General features: G+C 65.0%; 19 protein-coding genes. 14 read left to right on the top strand and 5 right to left on the bottom strand.

Annotation, left to right across the window (positions count from 1 at the left end):
• The first annotated feature begins 36 nt into the window (after positions 1 to 36).
• Positions 37 to 186 (top strand): hypothetical protein, encoded by a 150-nt coding sequence (locus tag FNB15_RS20885; RefSeq protein WP_185973657.1) that lies wholly within the window; start codon positions 37 to 39, stop codon positions 184 to 186.
• Between the two features lie 81 nt (positions 187 to 267).
• On the opposite strand, the gene FNB15_RS00800 is transcribed toward FNB15_RS20885, so the two are convergent.
• Positions 268 to 606, bottom strand: a complete 339-nt coding sequence (locus FNB15_RS00800; RefSeq protein ID WP_144066887.1) for a P-II family nitrogen regulator — start codon at positions 604 to 606, stop codon at positions 268 to 270.
• A 211-nt stretch (positions 607 to 817) separates the two neighbouring features.
• Positions 818 to 2,509 (bottom strand): 2-isopropylmalate synthase, encoded by a 1,692-nt coding sequence (leuA, locus tag FNB15_RS00795; RefSeq protein WP_144066886.1) that lies wholly within the window; start codon positions 2,507 to 2,509, stop codon positions 818 to 820.
• Positions 2,510 to 2,947: 438 nt separating this feature from the next.
• Between leuA and FNB15_RS00790 the strand changes: the two genes are divergently transcribed.
• The 5 genes from FNB15_RS00790 (at position 2,948) to FNB15_RS00770 (ending at position 6,172) form a co-directional block, all read left to right on the top strand.
• Positions 2,948 to 3,649 (top strand): CoA transferase subunit A, encoded by a 702-nt coding sequence (locus FNB15_RS00790; protein WP_144066885.1) that lies wholly within the window; start codon positions 2,948 to 2,950, stop codon positions 3,647 to 3,649.
• Positions 3,650 to 3,670: 21 nt separating this feature from the next.
• Positions 3,671 to 4,321 (top strand): 3-oxoacid CoA-transferase subunit B, encoded by a 651-nt coding sequence (locus FNB15_RS00785; RefSeq protein ID WP_144066884.1) that lies wholly within the window; start codon positions 3,671 to 3,673, stop codon positions 4,319 to 4,321.
• A 109-nt stretch (positions 4,322 to 4,430) separates the two neighbouring features.
• Entirely contained in the window at positions 4,431 to 4,799 is a 369-nt protein-coding gene (locus FNB15_RS00780; RefSeq protein ID WP_221932713.1) for a DUF6152 family protein, read from the top strand.
• A gap of 2 nt (positions 4,800 to 4,801) precedes the next feature.
• Entirely contained in the window at positions 4,802 to 5,299 is a 498-nt protein-coding gene (locus tag FNB15_RS00775; RefSeq protein WP_221932712.1) for a hypothetical protein, read from the top strand.
• Between the two features lie 276 nt (positions 5,300 to 5,575).
• Positions 5,576 to 6,172: a YbaY family lipoprotein gene (locus FNB15_RS00770; protein WP_185973656.1), complete on the top strand. Its 597-nt coding sequence runs from the start codon at positions 5,576 to 5,578 to the stop codon at positions 6,170 to 6,172.
• Positions 6,173 to 6,249: 77 nt separating this feature from the next.
• Here FNB15_RS00770 and FNB15_RS00765 read toward each other — a convergent pair whose 3' ends face one another.
• Together FNB15_RS00765 and FNB15_RS00760 are read right to left on the bottom strand one after the other, a co-directional pair.
• Complete coding sequence (locus FNB15_RS00765) at positions 6,250 to 6,678, bottom strand: hypothetical protein (protein WP_144066882.1); 429 nt, start codon at positions 6,676 to 6,678, stop codon at positions 6,250 to 6,252.
• A 21-nt stretch (positions 6,679 to 6,699) separates the two neighbouring features.
• Entirely contained in the window at positions 6,700 to 7,080 is a 381-nt protein-coding gene (locus tag FNB15_RS00760; protein WP_144066881.1) for a YkvA family protein, read from the bottom strand.
• Between the two features lie 107 nt (positions 7,081 to 7,187).
• Between FNB15_RS00760 and FNB15_RS00755 the strand changes: the two genes are divergently transcribed.
• From FNB15_RS00755 to FNB15_RS00720, 8 genes are all read left to right on the top strand, one after another.
• Complete coding sequence (locus tag FNB15_RS00755) at positions 7,188 to 7,934, top strand: substrate-binding periplasmic protein (protein WP_144066880.1); 747 nt, start codon at positions 7,188 to 7,190, stop codon at positions 7,932 to 7,934.
• A gap of 115 nt (positions 7,935 to 8,049) precedes the next feature.
• Positions 8,050 to 8,811: an SDR family NAD(P)-dependent oxidoreductase gene (locus FNB15_RS00750; protein WP_144066879.1), complete on the top strand. Its 762-nt coding sequence runs from the start codon at positions 8,050 to 8,052 to the stop codon at positions 8,809 to 8,811.
• 271 nt (positions 8,812 to 9,082) lie between these two features.
• Positions 9,083 to 10,051 carry a malate dehydrogenase gene (mdh, locus tag FNB15_RS00745; protein WP_144066878.1) on the top strand — a complete coding sequence of 323 codons (969 nt, stop codon included), beginning with the start codon at positions 9,083 to 9,085 and terminating at the stop codon, positions 10,049 to 10,051.
• Between the two features lie 296 nt (positions 10,052 to 10,347).
• Entirely contained in the window at positions 10,348 to 10,548 is a 201-nt protein-coding gene (locus FNB15_RS00740) for a YqaE/Pmp3 family membrane protein (RefSeq protein WP_425460278.1), read from the top strand.
• Between the two features lie 91 nt (positions 10,549 to 10,639).
• Positions 10,640 to 11,608: a Bug family tripartite tricarboxylate transporter substrate binding protein gene (locus tag FNB15_RS00735; protein ID WP_144066877.1), complete on the top strand. Its 969-nt coding sequence runs from the start codon at positions 10,640 to 10,642 to the stop codon at positions 11,606 to 11,608.
• A gap of 376 nt (positions 11,609 to 11,984) precedes the next feature.
• The gene (locus tag FNB15_RS00730) at positions 11,985 to 13,217 is read left to right on the top strand and encodes an MFS transporter (RefSeq protein WP_144066876.1); all 1,233 of its coding nucleotides are present in this window, start codon (positions 11,985 to 11,987) and stop codon (positions 13,215 to 13,217) included.
• Positions 13,218 to 13,223: 6 nt separating this feature from the next.
• Entirely contained in the window at positions 13,224 to 13,595 is a 372-nt protein-coding gene (locus FNB15_RS00725; protein WP_144066875.1) for a hypothetical protein, read from the top strand.
• A 40-nt stretch (positions 13,596 to 13,635) separates the two neighbouring features.
• Positions 13,636 to 14,331, top strand: coding sequence for a response regulator transcription factor (locus FNB15_RS00720; RefSeq protein ID WP_246068756.1), 696 nt, complete (start codon positions 13,636 to 13,638; stop codon positions 14,329 to 14,331).
• Here FNB15_RS00720 and FNB15_RS00715 read toward each other — a convergent pair.
• Positions 14,328 to 18,224: a hybrid sensor histidine kinase/response regulator gene (locus FNB15_RS00715; RefSeq protein ID WP_144066874.1), complete on the bottom strand. Its 3,897-nt coding sequence runs from the start codon at positions 18,222 to 18,224 to the stop codon at positions 14,328 to 14,330. The genes FNB15_RS00720 and FNB15_RS00715 overlap by 4 nt on opposite strands.
• Positions 18,225 to 18,257: the final 33 nt, after the last annotated feature.

The following is an 18,257-nucleotide window of genomic DNA, read 5'->3' as shown; positions in this document are numbered from 1 at the left end:
GAGTGTTGAACGGAGGCAACAAGAAGGATGCCTCCCATGCTGCGATTGCTCCTGGTTCTCTTTACCCTTTCAGTCACTGCGCCGCTGCTGACGGCCTGCTACTGGGGCGAACCGCCGCCGCCACGCGTTCCGGTGACGAATGAGAACAACTACAAGACCTGCCCCGGCGGCGCCACGAACTGCTGATCCCAAACAAAACGGCCCGGCGATCCTGCGACCGCCGGGCCGTTCGTTGACTAGTGACTGCCTGCCTGACAGGGCTCTGCTTTAGAGAGCGTCGTCGTCGCTTTCACCGGTGCGGATGCGCAGCGCCTTTTCCAGATCGACCACGAAGATCTTGCCGTCGCCGATCTGGCCGGTCTTGGCGGCATTCTGGATCGCCTCGATCACGCGATCGGCAAGCGCGGATTTCACCGCCACCTCGATCTTGACCTTCGGCAGGAAGCTGACGGCGTATTCCGCGCCGCGATAGATTTCGGTATGGCCCTTCTGACGGCCGAACCCCTTCACTTCAGTGACGGTCAGGCCCTCGACGCCGAGGCTGGTAAGAGCCTCGCGGACTTCGTCGAGTTTAAATGGCTTGATGACTGCCATGACCAGTTTCATGTGTCTCACTCCTCAGCGTTGTTGGCCGCTGGCCGGGTCTGATGCCCGCACGGCACGGCGTCGCCAGTCTAACCTTTCAAGAACCGTGCCGGTCGGCCGGCCCCGAGTCTCCACCCAGTTTAGCGGTCGTCAGGCGCCACAGAAAAGGCCGCGCCGCGGGATTCTGCCCGAAACGCGGCCCTTTGCTGAAAAATCAGGCAACCGTACCGGCTCAGCTGGCGAGCAGGCGATTGGCTGCCGAGGTCACTGCCTTGAGCGAGGCCGCGACGATATTCCGGTCACGGCCGACGCCGAACAGGGTGGTGCCATCCGCCCGCTTGATCTCAACGTAAGCCACCGCCTCCGAGGAGGCCCCTCCATTGGTGGCGGTCGGCGCGATGGCATGTTCGCGGTAGTCGATCAGGTTGATCTGCACCCCGGCATGACGGTTGATCGCGTCGATATAGGCATCGATCGGCCCGGTGCCCTGGCCCTGCAGTTCGACGGCCTTGCCGGCGTCCTTCAGATTGGCGGTCAGGCTGCGGCGTTCGCTCTGATGCGGGTCGGGCAGGGTGCGATGGTCGCCGAAACTGAAGCGGCCGGTCGGCTGCACGAGATATTCATTCTCGAAGGTGTCCCAGATCAGCTTCGGGCTGATCTCCTTGCCGCTGCCATCGGCAATGCGCTGGATCACCTGGCTGAACTCGATCTGCAGCCGGCGCGGCAGTTCGAGGCCGTAATCGGTTTCGAGAACGTAGGAGATGCCGCCCTTCCCGGACTGGCTGTTGATGCGGATCACCGGCTCATAGGCGCGGCCCACATCGGCCGGGTCGATCGGCAGGTAGGGCACTTCCCAGACGCCGTCATTGCGCTGGCCCTGCGCCGTCATGCCCTTCTTGATCGCATCCTGGTGCGAGCCCGAGAAGGCGGTGAAGGCCAGTTCGCCCACATAGGGATGGCGCGGATGCACCGGCAGCTGGTTGCAGTATTCCGCCGTGCGGGCCGCCGCCGTGATGTCGGTGAAGTCGAGCTCAGGATCGACGCCCTGGCTGAACAGGTTCATCGCGAGCGTCACGACATCGACATTGCCGGTGCGCTCGCCGTTGCCGAACAGCGTGCCTTCCACGCGGTCGGCGCCGGCCATCACGCCGAGTTCCGCCGCCGCCACGCCGGTGCCGCGGTCGTTATGCGGATGCAGCGAGAGGATGATGCAGTCGCGGTTCTTCACCTTGCGCAGGAAATACTCGATCTGGTCGGCATAGATATTGGCCGTGCTCATCTCCACCGTGGCGGGCAGGTTGAAGATGATCGGCTTGTCGCGGGTGGGCTTGATCACGTCCATCACCGCTTCGCAGATCTCGATGGAATAATCGATCTCGGTGCCGGTGAAGCTTTCCGGCGAATACTGGAACACCCAGTCGGTCTCCGGCGCCTTGTCGGCCAGTTCCTTCACCAGCCTTGCGCCGTCGGTGGCTATTTTGGTGATGCCGGCCTGGTCGAGGCCGAACACCACGCGGCGTTGCAGGGTCGATGTCGAGTTGTAGAAATGCACGATGGCGCGCTTCGCGCCCTTCAGGGCTTCGAACGTGCGGGTGATCAGTTCCGGCCGGCACTGGGTCAGCACCTGGATCGTCACGTCATCGGGGATCAGCTTCTCCTCGATGATCTGGCGCGTGAAGCTGAAGTCGGTGTCAGACGCCGAGGGGAAGCCGACCTCGATCTCCTTGAAGCCGAGTTTCACCAGCGTCTCGAACATGCGCATCTTGCGCTCGGGGCCCATCGGCTCGATCAGCGCCTGATTGCCGTCGCGCAAGTCCACGCTGCACCAGATCGGCGCCTTGGTGATGGTTTTGTCGGGCCAGGTCCGGTCGGGCAAATTGATCGGCTGGAACGCGCGGTATTTGTGGAAATTCATCTTGTTCATGGTCTTCGCTCCTGAAGCGAAAGGGAATTCGGATCGACTTGGGGTGAGGGCCGTGGACGGCCGCTGACAGAGGCCCGCTGTTCAGCGGCCGCTGGTAAGTCGAAGTAGCAGGAGCGAGATGGCAGCTGTCTGGAAAGCTGGGATTTCTGATGAAGTAGACATGACAAACCGGATTGCTGACTGAGCCTGCGCCCTTTGGGCGCGTTCTTCCGACCCCGACCCTGCTTACAGGATCGGGCCGCTAAGAAGGAGTAGGCTCAGGCGGGCGGTTTTGTTCATATCCCCAACAAATTGCCAGTCTGCACCGCCGCCGTCAAGTGGACCGTTGCCGCAGCGCAAACGCGCCGGTAATGTCCCCGCGTTTCAGGCACTTGAGCCCGCATGGTAAATTCATGACGGCGCTTGGGATGCCGAACTCTCCAGTCTGGGAAGGGGCGCATGAACAAGGTTTACCCGAATGCGAAGGCGGCGCTGGAAGGCATCGTCCGCGACAACATGATGGTGATGTGCGGCGGCTTCGGCCTCTGCGGCCTGCCGGAAAAGCTGATCGACGCGCTGATGGAAAGCGGCGTCAAAGGCCTGACCTGCGTGTCGAACAATGCCGGCGTCGATGGCGCCGGCCTGGGCAAGCTGCTGGAGACGCGTCAGGTGAAGAAGATGATCTCGTCCTATGTCGGCGAGAACAAGATCTTCGCCAAGCAGTATCTGGCCGGCGAACTGGAACTGGAATTCAATCCGCAGGGCACCATGGCCGAGCGCATCCGCGCCGGCGGCGCCGGCATTCCGGCCTTCTTCACCAAGACCGGTGTCGGCACGCTGATCGCCGAAGGCAAGGAAGAGCGCGTCTTCAACGGCGAGCGCTACATTATGGAGACCGGCCTGGTCGCCGATATCTCGCTGGTGAAGGCCTGGAAGGCCGACACGGCGGGCAACCTGATCTACCGCAAGACCGCGCGCAACTTTAATCCCGCGATGGCCACGGCCGGCAAGATCACCATTGCCGAGGTGGAGGAGATCGTCGAACCGGGTCAGCTCGACCCCGACAATATCCATACGCCCGGCATCTATGTGCAGCGTGTCATCTGCGGCGCGCCGTACAACAAGATCATCGAAAACCGCACCGTGCGTAAGCGCGCCTGAAGACGGGAAGGAGACAACACAATGGCTTGGACCCGCGATGAAATGGCCGCCCGTGCAGCGAAAGAGCTGAAGGACGGTTTCTACGTCAACCTCGGCATCGGCATCCCGACGCTGGTATCGAACTACATCCCCGACGGCGTCGACGTCGTGCTGCAGTCGGAAAACGGCATGCTCGGCATGGGCCCGTTCCCCTATGAGGGCGACGAAGACCCCGACCTGATCAATGCCGGCAAGCAGACCATCACCGAACTGCCGATCTCGAGCTTCTTCGGCTCGGACCAGTCGTTCGCGATGATCCGCGGCGGCCATATCGATCTGTCCATCCTCGGCGCCATGCAGGTGGCGCAGAATGGCGACCTGGCCAACTGGATGATCCCGGGCAAGATGGTCAAGGGCATGGGCGGCGCGATGGATCTCGTCGCCGGCGTGAAGCGCGTCGTCGTCGTCATGGAGCATAATTCCAAGGACGGCGAGAAGAAGCTGCTCAAGACCTGCGACCTGCCGCTGACCGGCGCCGGTGTCGTCGACATGGTGATCACCGATCTCGCTGTCTTCACCATCGACCGCAAGGGTGGCGGCATGGTGCTGATCGAGCGCGCGCCTGGCGTGTCGCTGGATGAGCTGAAGGAAAAGACCGGCGCGGAGTACACCGTGGCGGCTTCTGCCAGGTGAGTTCACGCATACGCTGATGTGATGAAGGCCCCGGTTCGCGCCGGGGCCTTTTTCGTTGCATGCGCTGGCGGTTCGCCGGAAAATGACGGCATCCACCAGGAGGTGCCCCATGCCTGTCCGTCGCACGTTTCTCGTCGCCGCTCTGGCTCTGCTCTCAGGAGGTGCGCTGTTTTCCGGGGGTGTTCTGGCCCATCACGGCTGGGGCTCGTATGACTCCAACACGGTGCTGACGCTCGATGGCACGGTGGCCGAGATCGATCCGAACAATCCGCATGGCGAGCTGAAGCTGAAGACGGCCGACAAGCTCTGGATCGTCACGCTGTCGCCGCCGTCGCGGATGGCGGCGCGCGGCAAGCCGCTCAGCGAAATCAAGGTCGGCGACAAGGTGGTGGCGGTCGGCTATCCCAGCCGGTCGCGGCCCGACGAGATGCGCGCCGAGCGCGTCACCCATAACGGCTTCACGGTGGAGTTGCGCTAACCGTGGATCACGCCGCCTCCGATCATCCGCTGCTGGTCTCGCTGGAGCACTCCAACCTCGGCGCCGCCATGCGGGAGTCGATGTGGCTCTATCCCACCGTCGAGATCCTGCACATCTTCGGCTTCATCCTGCTGGTCGGCAGCATCGCCAACTTCGACCTGCGCCTGCTCGGCCTGCATCGCTTCGTGCCGGTGCCGGCACTGGCGCGCCATGCCGTGCCGCTCGCCATGATCGGCTTCTGCATCGCGGCCCCCGCCGGCTTCCTGCTGTTCGCCACCGAGGCGACCAGCATCGCGATGAATCCGGCCTTCCAGTTCAAGCTGTTCTGTGTCGCGCTTGGCCTCGCCAATGCGATCCTGTTCCATCTCGGTCCGTGGCGCACGATGGCGGTCTGGGGCGCGGTCAACTATGTGCCGCCGGTGGCGCGGCTTGGTGCCGCCACCTCGCTGCTGGCCTGGACCGGTGCCGTGATCGGCGGCCGCCTCATCGCGTATCTCTAGCGCGCGCCTGCAGGCACGCTGCGGTAGCGCCGCCACATTCCGGCCGCAATGCCTGGCGCGACCACGCTATCCGCGGCGGTTTTCTGCCTGAAACAAAAACATGACCATACAAACCAAGCGGAACCGCATCGCTACAGTCACGTTCGTCTCCTGCCACCCTGCCAGGAACGGTCCTTCGGACATGCACCTGAAAAAACGGGTACGGACACGGCGACACGGCAGGCCATTGCATTGCTGCGGCGCGCGCGATCCGTCCTGACCATAAGGAGAAAAAACATGATCGCGCGTCGCTCTTTTATGATGTTTGCCGCTGCCGCCATCGCGGCGACCACTGTGGTCGCCTGCGCCTCGCGCAGCTACGCCGTGAACGGCACCGTCTCGTACCGTGAACGCCTCATTCTGCCCGCCGACTCCATCATTGTCGTGCGGCTGGAAGATGTCACCCGCGGCCAGTCCTACCCCGAAGTGGTGGCGGAACAGCGTCTCGTGCCGAACAGCATGGCGGTGACGCAGTTCTCGCTGCCTTACCAGTATGGCACGCTCAATCCGAACGCCACCTATGTGGTGAATGCCTGGATCGAGCAGGGCGGCCGCGTCCTGTTCCGCAACAACAAGGTCTACCAGGTGCTGACCAAGACCGCGCCGACCAGCGGCATCCATGTCGAGCTCGAGCAGGTTGCGGCGGTCTTCGTGCCGCAGCCGGTCACCACGGTTCAGCCGGCCGGCACGGTCGTGCAGCAGACCACCACCACGACCACCACGCCGACCGGTGCGGTGATCGTGCAGCCGGCCCCGACCGGCGGCACCTACTATGTCGCTCCGGCTCCGGCCGCCCCGCCGGCCGGCACCATCATCCTGCAGCCGGCGCGTTAATACCCTCACCGACTGAAGTTTAGGTCAGGGCCCGTCTCCTGTTACGGAGGCGGGCCCTGATTTTTTGTGCGTGCGTTTTACGGACAGGGCACTTCGCGGAACGCGTAGATGCGGTCATCCGCCGGCGTGTAGTCGGCCCGCGCCGCGCTGTCCTTGCTCATCGCGGTCCATTCCGGCGAGATCGTGGTCTGGTAGGTCTGGCAGACAATGCGGTCGCCCCGCTGGGCGCGATGATATTCCGCCTTCGCCGCCCAGCGCCCGCTGGCATCGAGCAGCCGGGTTTCGCCATGGTCGACCGTGATCCGCCAGTGCAGCGGCGGGCCGTCCTGCGGTGTCAGCGTCACCGGGCCAGCCACCGCCGGCAGGATCACGTCCGACGGCAGCAGATGGCCGCCGGCGACAATGGTGCCGGCGCGGAAATGCAGCGGCGGCGCCGGTTCATCCGCCCGAGCGGCGAAACACAGCAGCAAAAGCAGGGGCAGGCCATGCATGACGGACGGGCGCATGGCGCGCAGTCTAGCAGGGGATCAGTCGCGGCGCAGCCTGGCCAGCCATTCGCCGGCGCGCGTGCGATGCAGTCCGGTGATGCTGGATTCCACCGCCTTGACTGCCGCAAACATCACCGCGAGGTCGTCGCCATAGCCCATCGCGCCGAAGATGTCGGGGATGAAATCCACCGGCACGACGAAATAGCCCAGCGCGCCGAACAGCACGGCCTTGGCTGTCGCCGGCGTGTTCGGGTCGATGGCGGCATAGAAGCCGGCCAGGAACGTCTCCGCGCCCGGCAGGTAGCTGGCCGTGTGTTTCAGCTTGCGCCAGAAGCGCTTGGCCAGGCGTGGCTGTTCCAGCTTCAGGCGGGCGGGATCGGCCGGCACCTGGAAGGCGAGCGGATTGGGGTCTGTGCTCATGGCCGCTGATATGGGGTGCCATTCCTCAAGGTGCAAGCCAGCCCCTACTGCAAGCCAGGCCCGACTGTGCGATAACGGGGGCGGGTATCCGGGGATTTTTGAGGCTTATGAGGATTTTACCGATCCTGTTCGTCGCCATCTGCGCGGCTGTGACGGCGTTTTTCCCGCCGGCCGCGGCGGCGCAGCCGCTCGCCCTGGTGACAGGCGAGGACTACCCGCCCTTTGCCGATGCCCGCGCGCCGGGCGGCGGCCTGGCCGTGCTGCTGGTGCAGCAGGTGATGCGCCGCATGAACACGACCGCCACGATCGACACCGCGCCCTGGCGTCGCGGCTACGAGGAAACCCTGCGCGGCCGTTTTGATGCCACCTTCCCCTATGTGCGCACGGCCGACCGCGAACGCGAGTTCCTTTATTCCGATCCGCTGTTCCATGTGCGGCAGTCGGTGTTCATGCCGGCGGCGCGGCGCTTTGCCTATCGCGGTCATGCCGACCTCAAGGGCCGCCGCGTCTGTTCCCCGCTCGGCTACGCGCCGCCGCTGGTGCTGCAGACGATGATCGACAACAAACAGATTGAACGCGTGACGGTGGCCAATGCCGGGGCCTGTCCAGGGTTGCTGCTGGCCGACCGCGCGGATTTCTTTATCCAGGATCTGCGGATCGGTCAGGCCCTGATCACCAAGGCCGGGCTGACGCAGGACATCATCGCGGTCAGCGAGCCTCCGTTTGGTACATCTGAAATCCATCTGATCGTGCCGCGTGCCCGCGCCGATGCGGCCGGGCTGATCGCGCGCTTCAATGCCGCGCTGGCGCAGGTCAGGACCAGCGGCGACTACGATCGCCTGCTGATGCAGTAGGGCCTGACGGGGAGGCCCCCGGACGTAGCCAAAACCGGGTCGAGCGGGTATAACCACGCCCGGAAAATAGTAACGATAGATAACGACTGCCAAAAACGAATGAGGGAGTGATCTCATGGATCTCAAGGGTGTAGGCGCGATCGTCACCGGCGGTGCGTCTGGTCTGGGTGCAGCCACGGCGCGCGCGCTGACCGCGGGCGGCGCGAAGGTCGCCATCTTCGACATGAATCTCGAACTCGCCGAGCAGACCGCCAGGGAGATCGGCGGCGTGGCGATCAAATGCGACGTGGCCGATGGCCCGGGCGGCGAAGCCGCCGTGCAGGAGGCGATCGCCAAGGTCGGTCCGGTGCGCGTGCTGGTCAACTGCGCCGGCGTCGGCACGCCGATGAAGGCGGTGGGCAAGGATGGCCCGGTGGCGCTGGAGAAGTTCATCAAGGTCGTGCAGATCAACCTGATCGGCACCTTCAACATGATCCGCCTGGTCGCGCATCACATGCAGCAGCAGCCGGAGATGGCCGACAAGGAACGCGGCTGCATCATCAACACCGCCTCGGTTGCCGCCTTCGATGGCCAGATCGGCCAGCCGGCCTATGGCGCCTCGAAAGCGGGTGTCCACGGTATGACACTTCCTCTCGCTCGCGAGTTCGCCTCGTTCGGCATCCGCGTCTGCACCATCGCGCCGGGCCTGTTCGGCACGCCGATGATGTTCGCCCTGCCGCCGGAAGCGCAGGAATCCTTGGGCAAGTCGGTGCCGTATCCGTCGCGCCTCGGCCGTCCGGAAGAATACGCCGCGCTGGCCAGGCATATCTGCGAGAACACCATGCTGAACGGCGAGACCATCCGCCTCGACGGTGCACTCCGGATGGCGCCGCGGTAACGCAATACAAAGCACGTCATGGTCGGGCCCAGGAAGAGTTCTTGGCCGACCATCTCCGGCAAAGCGGAGAAAGGTCCTCGGGTCGAGCCCGAGGACGACGAGAATTGGACAGGGGCCGTCGGGAAACCGGCGGCCTTTTTCTTTGCCGGAATCCCGCCGTCTCCTGCCTTCGGAGGGGGCCCGAAGCCTTGCCCGCCCCGCCGATTCCCGGTACGCCTTGGGCCGACCATTTCCACCCCAGAACAGACCCAAATTTCCGGAGGATTTCCCTATGGCGCGCAAGAAAATCGCCCTCATTGGCGGCGGCAATATCGGTGGCACCCTGGCCCTGCTGGCCGGCATGAAGGAACTGGGCGACATCACCATCTTCGACGTGGTCGAAGGCCTGCCGCAGGGCAAGGCGCTCGACATGGCCCAGGCCGGCGCGGTCGAAGGCTTCGACGCCAAGCTGCGCGGCACCCAGGACTACAAGGACATCGCCGGTTCGGATGTCATCATCGTCACCGCCGGTGTGGCGCGTAAGCCCGGCATGAGCCGCGACGACCTGCTCGGCATCAACATCAAGGTCATGCAGGCGGTCGGCGCCGGCATCAAGGCGCATGCGCCGGACGCCTTCGTCATCTGCATCACCAACCCGCTCGACGCGATGGTCTGGGTGCTGCGCGAAGTCTGCGGCCTGCCGCATAACAAGGTGATCGGCATGGCCGGCGTGCTCGACAGCGCCCGCTTCCGTCACTTCCTGGCCGAAGAATTCAACGTCTCGGTCAACGACGTGAACGCCTTCGTGCTCGGCGGCCATGGCGACACCATGGTGCCGCTGATCCGCTATTCCACCGTGGCCGGCATCCCGGTGCCCGACCTGATCAAGATGGGCTGGTCGACGCAGGAGAAGATCGACAAGATCATCCAGCGCACCCGCGATGGCGGCGCCGAGATCGTCGCGCTGCTCAAGACCGGTTCGGCCTTCTACGCGCCGGCCTCCTCGGCCATCGAGATGGCCGAGAGCTACCTGAAGGACAAGCGCCGTGTGCTGCCCTGCGCTGCCTGGCTCGACAAGGGCAAGTACGGCCAGACCGGCATGTATGTCGGCGTGCCGGTGGTGATCGGCGCCAATGGCGTGGAGAAGATCGTCGAGATCCAGCTCAATGCCGATGAGCAGAAGATGTTCGAACATTCGGCCAATGCCGTGAAGGGCCTGGTCGACGCCTGCAAGGTGATCGATCCGAGCCTGGGTAAGTAAGGGCCTCGACACGTAAGCAAACTAAAACACGTCATCCTCGGGCCCAAGAAGAGTCTCTTGGCCGAGGATCTCCTGCAGGTTTGCATGAGATGGTCGGGTCAAGCCCGACCATGACGTGGTAGTGGAATGATCAGAGCGGCGCGCTGGTAACAGCGCGCCGTTTTTGATTCTACGACACCTCACCCCAACCCTCGCCCGCGCAAGCGGGAGAGGGTTGGGCCCGCTGCGAAGCAGTGGGAGGGTGAATGCCTTGGCTTTCTGCTATACTGCCACCGACTCAAACTCCCGGGAGACCCATGGTGCGCCTGATCATCGCGATCTTTCTGCCCTTCCTGCTGTTCTTCACCATCGGCCGGCCGATTGCCGGCATCATCTGCCTGATCCTGCAGATCACGCTGATCGGCTGGATTCCGGCCGCGCTCTGGGCGGTCTATGCGCTCAGCCAGTACAGCACCGCCAAACAGATCGAACAGGCAACCGGGCGCAAGCCCGGTTGAGACGCACACCGCGCCGCTGTCCCGGTCGCTCGCGTGGATGACCCAGCACTCTGTTCTCTCGTATAACAACAAAAAACCGGAGGAACCGCAGATGAAACACAGCGCATGGATTGTCGCCGTCATGGCCGGCGTCTCGGCACCCGCTTTTGCCCAGGCCGATTATCCCAGCAAGCAGATCCGCTTCGTGGTGCCGTTCGCGCCGGGCGGATCGTCCGATATCATCTCGCGCGCCGTCGCCAGCCAGATGTCGGCCAATATGGGCCAGCAGGTCTATGTCGAGAATAAGGGCGGCGGTGGCGGCAATATCGCCATGGAAGACGTCAAGCGCGCCGCGCCGGACGGCTATACCATGATCCTCGGCCATATCGGCACGCTGGCGGTGAACCCGGCCATGTATGGCGCCAAGCTGCCCTACGATCCGATCAAGGATTTCCAGCCGGTCACGCTGCTGGCCGTCGTGCCGAATGTCATCGCGGTGAAGCCCGACCTGCCGGTCAAGACCATCCAGGACTTCGTGGCGCTGGCGAAAAAGAATCCGGGCAAGCTGAATTACGGGTCGGCCGGCAATGGCAGTGCCGGCCATCTGGCGATGGAATATTTCAAGATGGAAGCCGGGATCGACCTTGTCCATATCCCGTATCGCGGCACCGGGCCGATGCTGTCGGACATGCTGGGCGGCACGCTGGATGCCACCTTCAATGGCGTCCCGCCCATTCTCAGCCAGATCAAGGCCGGCAAGCTGAAGCCGCTGGCCGTCGGCTCGACCGCGAAAATCCCGGTGCTGCCCGACACGCCGACGATTGCCGGCAGCGGCTATCCCGGTTTCGAGACCTCGCAGTGGTATGGCCTGATCGTTCCGGCGGGCGTGCCCAGGCCGATCATTGACCGTCTGCAGAAGGAGGCCGTGAAGGCCCTGGGGTCAGACGACACCAGGAAGCGGTTTGCGGATGACGGCGCCAACCCGGCCGGCGGCACGCCGGAGCAGTTCGCCGCGCTGATCGCGAAGGAAAAGGAAAAGTGGGGCAAGGTGGTCGCCACGGCCAAGATTCAGCCGGACTGATCACGGCGGGTCGCGCAAGCCGACCTCGGGTCTGAAAAGCCGGGCGCAATCCCGGCTTTTCTTTTGGCCCAAATGTTGCTATAATGTTCTTGTTTGCGGGTATCAGCCCGGTGGCTGGACAAGGAGAAGTAGGACGAACCGCCGCGAACGCCCACGAACACCGGCGAAGCGCCACGAACTCAAACGAACTCAAACGAACGCTGGCGAAGCGCCGCGAACCGCTACGAACACGGGCGAACCGCCACGAACCGAAACGAGCCGGCTGGCGCATGGCTGGGGCAGGGCCGAATGTAGGGTCGCAATTGTGCACTTGCCCCTTGCCGGTCAGGGGTTTAGGTCTGGCGGCAGGAAACGAACGCCCGTTCAGGAGACCCCGATGTCTGCATCCCCTGCCGTCAAAGCCCTGGGCTGGCGCACGCCGCTTCTGGTCATCATCGCCGGCTGCACCATCGCCCTGCTGAATTTCGGCGTACGCTCCGGCTTCGGACTTTTCCTCGAGCCGATCAGCATCGCCAACGGCTGGGGCCGCGAGGTCTTCGCCTTCGGCATCGCCATCCAGACCGTGCTCTGGGGCTTCGGCCAGCCGTTCGCCGGTGCTATTGCCGACCGCTATGGCTCGGCCCGCGTGCTGGCGGTCGGCGCGCTGCTCTATGCCGCCGGCGTCGCGCTCACCGCCTATGCCGCCACGCCGCTGATGCTCAATCTCACGCTCGGCGTGCTGCTCGGCATGGGCCTCGCCGGCACGTCGTTCACCGTGGCGCTCGCCGCCATCGCGCGCATGGTCTCGCCCGAGCGGCGCTCCTGGGCGCTGGGTCTGGGCACCGCTGCCGGTTCGATGGGGCAGTTCCTGATGGTGCCGCTCAGCCAGGGCTTCATCGCCGCCTGGGGCTGGCAGTTCGCACTGCTGCTGCTCAGCCTCTTCGCACTCGCCATCATCCCGCTGTCCAGCGCGCTGGCCGGCAAGGCGCCGGAAGGCACCGGCCCGAAGCAGTCGATGGGTGAGGCGCTGAAAGAGGCCGGCAACCAGAAAAGCTACTGGCTGCTGATCTCCGGCTTCTTCGTCTGCGGCTTCCATGTCTCCTTCATCCAGACGCATCTGCCGGCCTATATCGTGGATCGCGGCCTCGATCCGCAGACCGGCGCCTGGGCGCTGGCGCTGGTCGGCCTCGCCAATGTGGTCGGCTCGTATACGGCCGGCGTGCTGGGCGGCAAGCGCAGCAAGAAATACCTGCTCAGCTTCATCTATGCCGCGCGCGCCGTGGTGATCGCGGTCTTCGTGATGATGCCGATGACGCAGGTCAGCGTGCTGATCTTCGCCTTCTGCATGGGGCTGCTCTGGCTCTCCACCGTGCCGCTGACCTCCGGCCTGGTGGCGCAGATTTTCGGTCCGCGCTACATGGCCACGCTGTTCGGCATCGTCTTCTTCAGCCACCAGGTCGGCGGCTTCCTCGGCGTCTGGCTCGGCGGCCGGCTGTTCGATGCCAGCGGCTCCTATGACGTGGTCTGGTGGATCTCGACCGGGCTGGCCATTTTCGCCGCCATCGTGCACTGGCCGATTGACGAACGCCCGCTGGTGCGAGTGGCGCCGGCGGCCGTTGCAGCCGAGTAGAACGGCATGGCGGCGCCGCATCGTCTGGCTCTTGGGTTTGTCGTGGCGGTCCTGCTGCTCTGGGCCGGCCTGCTCGGCTGGACGCTGCAGCGCGCCGCCCTGCCGCCCGAGGCCAGCGGCCGCGTCATCGCCGTCTATCCCTTTGGCTGGAGCGATCCGGCCGTGACAGAGGCAGCGATGCGCACCGAGGCGCGCCTGGTGCGGCAGACCTGGCTGACCAATGCCGTCGAACTGGCCTCCGACGACGCCGGATTTGCCGACCGCCTGCGCAATACCGGCGCCATTGCCGTCTATCGCGCGCAGCCCTTCAACCTGTTCACGCTCGCCGGTTGCAGCGGGATGCCGCCGCTTTTGCCCTCGCTCCGCCGCTTCGGCTGACCGCCTTTGCCAAGGGACGTTTGTCGGACAAGGTCGTTCCTTGCTGACCGCCAGCGGCTGGTTTACCCTTGGCCGCATGACGGGAGCACACAAGACCGGCGCCGCAGAGCCGGCACTGACAATCATCATCGCCGACGACCATCCCCTGGTGCGCGAGGCGCTGGGCCAGGCCCTGCGCCAGGCCATGACCGGTGTCGAGGTGGTCGGCGCCGCCGATCTGGATGGCGCCCGCGCAGCTCTGGACGCGCGTGAGTCCGTCGACCTGCTGATCCTTGATCTCGACATGCCGGGCATGGACGGCTTCGCCGGCCTTGCTGCCGTGCGCTCCAGTCATCCCGCCGTGCCGGTGGCGATCGTGTCGTCTACCCGCGAACCGGCCACCATGCGTCGCGCCATCGAATTCGGCGCCGCCGCCTTCGTGCCGAAATCGGCGGCGATGGAAACCATCGCCAGCGCGCTGCAGTCGGTGCTGGATGGCGAGGTCTGGCTGCCGCCCGAGATGGAAGGCGGCGACACCGCGATGCCGGACGACTTCGCCCGCCGCATCAGCGAACTCACCCCGCAGCAATTGCGCGTGCTGACGCTGCTGTCGAAGGGCAAGCTGAACAAGCAGATCGCGCATGAGCTGTCGGTCGGCGAGGCCACCGTGAAGGCGCATGTCACCGCGATCCTGAAGAAGCTCGGCGTGCGCAGCCGTACGCAGGCGGTTATCGCCGCGCGGCATTTCTCGGTTTAGTCGCCGGTCTCGGCGAGCGCTTCGGTTGTGCGGCGGCGCTGGCTGATCAGCGCGCGCAAGGCGGCCGGCTTGACCGGCTTGTTCAGCACATCGACGCTCATCTCGGCGGCGCGCTGGCGCATTTCCTGGCTGCGCTCGGCGGTGATCAGGATGGCCGGCAGACGCTGGCCCCAATCCTTGCGCAGCTGCGCGATGGCTTCCAGCCCGTCCGGGCTGTCTTCATCCAGATGCAGGTCGGCCAGGATGATGTCGGGGCTGCGGCCGGCCTGTGCCACCGCCTGCCGCGCCGCCTCGATCGTGTCGACGGCGGCGACGGTGCAGGACCAGCCTTCCAGCAGCGTGATCATCGCCTCGCGCACGCCGGCCTCGTTTTCGATACACAGCACGAAGCTGCCGCTGAGCGAGCCGGCAATGAAAGCCGGCACTGGCACGGCCGCGACGTCCTGCGCGGGTTCGACGGCGGCGCGCGGCACGGTGACGCTGAAGACCGAGCCATGGCCCTGGCGGGAGTCGAGCCGGATCGGGGTGTTGAGCATACGGCCGATGCGCTCGACGATGGCCAGGCCGAGACCGAGACCGCGTTCGGCGGCGTCGCCGACATGCTGCAGCCGGGCGAATTCCTGGAAGATCACCAGCTGCTTGTCGGCCGGAATACCCGGGCCGTTGTCGCAGACGGCGATGCGGATTTCGTCGCCCTCGTGCCGGCAGCCGACGATGACGCGGCGGTCCTCGCGCTCGGGATTGGCATAGCGGATCGCATTGGCGACGAAATTCTGTAACACACGACGCAGCAGCGCCGGATCGGTGCTGATGGTGGCAGTGGTCGGCACGACTTTCAGCGTCACGCCGCGGCGCGCGGCCAGCGGACCGAAGGACGTGGCGATGGCGTCGAACAGCGGCGACAGCGCCACCGGGCGGATTTCGGGCCGCACGGCACCGGCATCCAGCTTGGAAATATCCAGCAGCGCATCGAGCAGCACTTCGACCGAGCCCAGCCCGTGATCGATCTTGGAGACCAGTGGATTGTCGGGTTCGCGCTCGGCCAAAGCTGCCGTGAACAGGCGAGCGGCATGCAGCGGCTGCAGCAGGTCGTGGCTGGCGGCGGCGAGGAAGCGCGTCTTGCCGAGATTGGCGGCTTCGGCCTGGGCGCGCGAGGCTTCCAGTTCCTGCACGGCGAGCTGCAGTTCGGCGGTCCGCTCGGCCACGCGACGCTCCAGGCCTTCATAGGCGGCGCGCAACGCGGCATCGGCGCGGCGGCGTTCGGTGACGTCCTGGTACAGCAGGAAGAAGCCGAGCACCTCGCCGTTATGGCCGATATGCGGAATATAGGTGCCGTGCGCCACCTCGATCTTGGCATCGTTGGTGGGGAATTCGATTTCAAAACTCTGGCGCTGGCCGGCCAGGGCCGCGTCGATATGCGGCTTGAGACGGTTGTAGCGATCGGCCGAGATCATCTCGTTCAGCGGCCGGCCGTCGATCTGCTGCTGCGGCAGGTTGAGCGAGCGGCGGAACGGCATGTTGGTGAAGCGGTAGCGTTCCTCGCGATCCACATAGGCGATCAGCACCGGCACGTTGTCGGTATAGACGCGGATGGCGCGTTCCGACGCCCGCAGCGCCTCGGCGGCACGCACGCGTTCGCTGACATCGGTGCAGGTGGCGACGAAGCCGCCATCCGGCATCGGGTCGACGCGGATTTCGATCACGCCGCCATCGGGACGGCGACGTTCGTAGATGCGCGAGCCATGCGCACCCGATGCCAGCGTCATCGCCAGATCACCGGTGCCGTCGCCGGCCAGCTGGGTCAGTGGCACGCCATTCTCGGCCAGATTGGACGGCAGGCTGAGCAGATCGAAAAAGCGCTCGTTCCAGGCCGCCAGCCGCTGCTCGCGGTCGAACACGCCGATGCCCTGGCTGATATGATCGAGCGTGGTGCGCAGCAGGTCAAGATTGTGGCGGATTGCCTCCGACGCCTCGCCCAGCATGGCACGCGCCGCGCGGGGACTGAGCAAATTCTTGCCGCGCGCCGAGGCCATCACGATGCGTGCCGAGGCGGCACCGATGGCGCCGCCGAGCAGATGCTCGGTGAAGGCCATGGCTTCCGAGGCGGTCATGCGCCTGCCAGCGAAAGCGCGTTCGGCACGTTCGGCACCGATGAAGCGGGCAGACAGCGCGCGCAGCTCGTCGATGCGCGGATCCTGGTCGGCTTCGGCGAAGGCAGCATTCGGCAGGCCTTCGCCGCCGGAGACGAAAATGGCGGCCTGCTCGCGATCGCGATTGCCCGGCTTCGACAGCAGCGAAATCACGACGAGCAGCGAGATGTTGACCACGGTGCAGGCGACGAAGCCCTGCAGGATCGCATCGAAGCGGTCAATCGGCGAGGGCATCCAGGGCGCCAGCGGCGCCAGCATCGGCTGACCGCCGGCGGCGCCCTGAATCGAGGGCAGCAGCAGAGCGTAAAACCAGACAGCGAAGCTGGCGAGCAGCCCCGCGATCACGCCATGGCGATGCGCGCGCCGCCAGTACAGGCCGAGCAGCAGCGGCGGCGCGAAATTCGCCACCGCGACGAAGGAGATCATGCCCATGGAGGCGAGCGGCAGATAGCCGGCGATCCAGGTGTGGTAGATATAGGCCGCGATCAGGATGACGACGACGGCGGCGCGGCGCACGTTCAGCACGATCTGGCCGACTTCATGCGAGCCGCCGGCGCGCGAGCGCAGCAGCAGCGGCGTGACCAGTTCGTTCGACACCATGATCGAGAGCGCCATGCAGGCGACGATCACCATCGAGGTGGCGGCCGACAACCCGCCGATAAAGGCAAAGACCGAGAGTGAAAGCTGGTTCGTCATCAGCGGCAGCGTGATCACGAAGAAATCGGGGTTGGTGCCCTTGTCCGTCAGCAGCAGGCCGGCGGCGGCAATCGGCACTACGAACAGGTTGATGGCAACCAGATAGGTGGGGAACAGCCAGCGCGCGGCCTTGAGCTGGCTGGGATCGCCGCTTTCCACCACAGCGACGTGGAACTGGCGCGGCAGGCAGAGGAAGGCGAAGCCCGAGAGGATCGTCATCACGATCCAGTTGGTGCCCAGTCCCTTGCTGAGCTGTTCGCTCAGATCCGGGCGTTCCTGCACGCGGGTAATCAGGTCGCTGCCGGAATCGAACAGGCCGTAGACCACGAAGAGCCCTACCGCGAGGAAGGCGGCGAGCTTGACCAGCGATTCAAACGCGATGGCCAGCATCATGCCGCGGTGCTGCTCGGTGGCCTGCACATGGCGCACGCCGAACAGGATGGTGAAGAGTCCCATGATGCCGGCAACGAACATGGCGGTGTCGCGCCAGGGCGGCGGCAGGGTGGCATTGAGAAGATGTGCCATCTCGCTGCCGACCAGCACCTCGAAGGTGACGCTGACCGCCTGCATCTGCAGCGAGATATAGGGCAGCACGCCGATCACCGCGATCAGCGTCACCAGCACGGCGACGGCGCGGCTCTTGCCATAGCGCGAACCGATGAAGTCGGCGATCGAGATCACGTTCTGCCGTTTGGCGATCCGGATCATCTTGGCCATCATCGGATAGCCGGCGGTGATGGCGAGGATCGGCCCGACATAGATCAGGATGAAGTCGGGGCCTGACAGCGAGGCACGGCCGACCGAGCCATAGAAGGTCCAGGAGGTGCAGTAGATCGCCAGCGACAGTGCGTAGATGGTCGCGCCGGTGCGGCCGGTATACCAGCGGGGATTCAGCCGGTCGCCCAGATGCGCGATAGCGAACAGCAGCCCGAGATACCCGAGCGACAGAAGCAGGATGGCGCTGCCTTGCAGCATGAAGATGTTTTCTCCCCGTTCCGGCCAGTAAAACCTCATGCCAGCCGGCTTGTCCACCGGCTTGGCGGCCATGGGGACGGCCGAGGCGGGATCACAGGTCCGATG

Source organism: Ferrovibrio terrae (genome assembly GCF_007197755.1).
Classification (GTDB): Bacteria; Pseudomonadota; Alphaproteobacteria; order Ferrovibrionales; family Ferrovibrionaceae; genus Ferrovibrio; species Ferrovibrio terrae.
The sequence above is the reverse complement of the archived record's forward strand: the minus strand, read 5'-3'. Positions and strand labels throughout refer to the sequence as shown.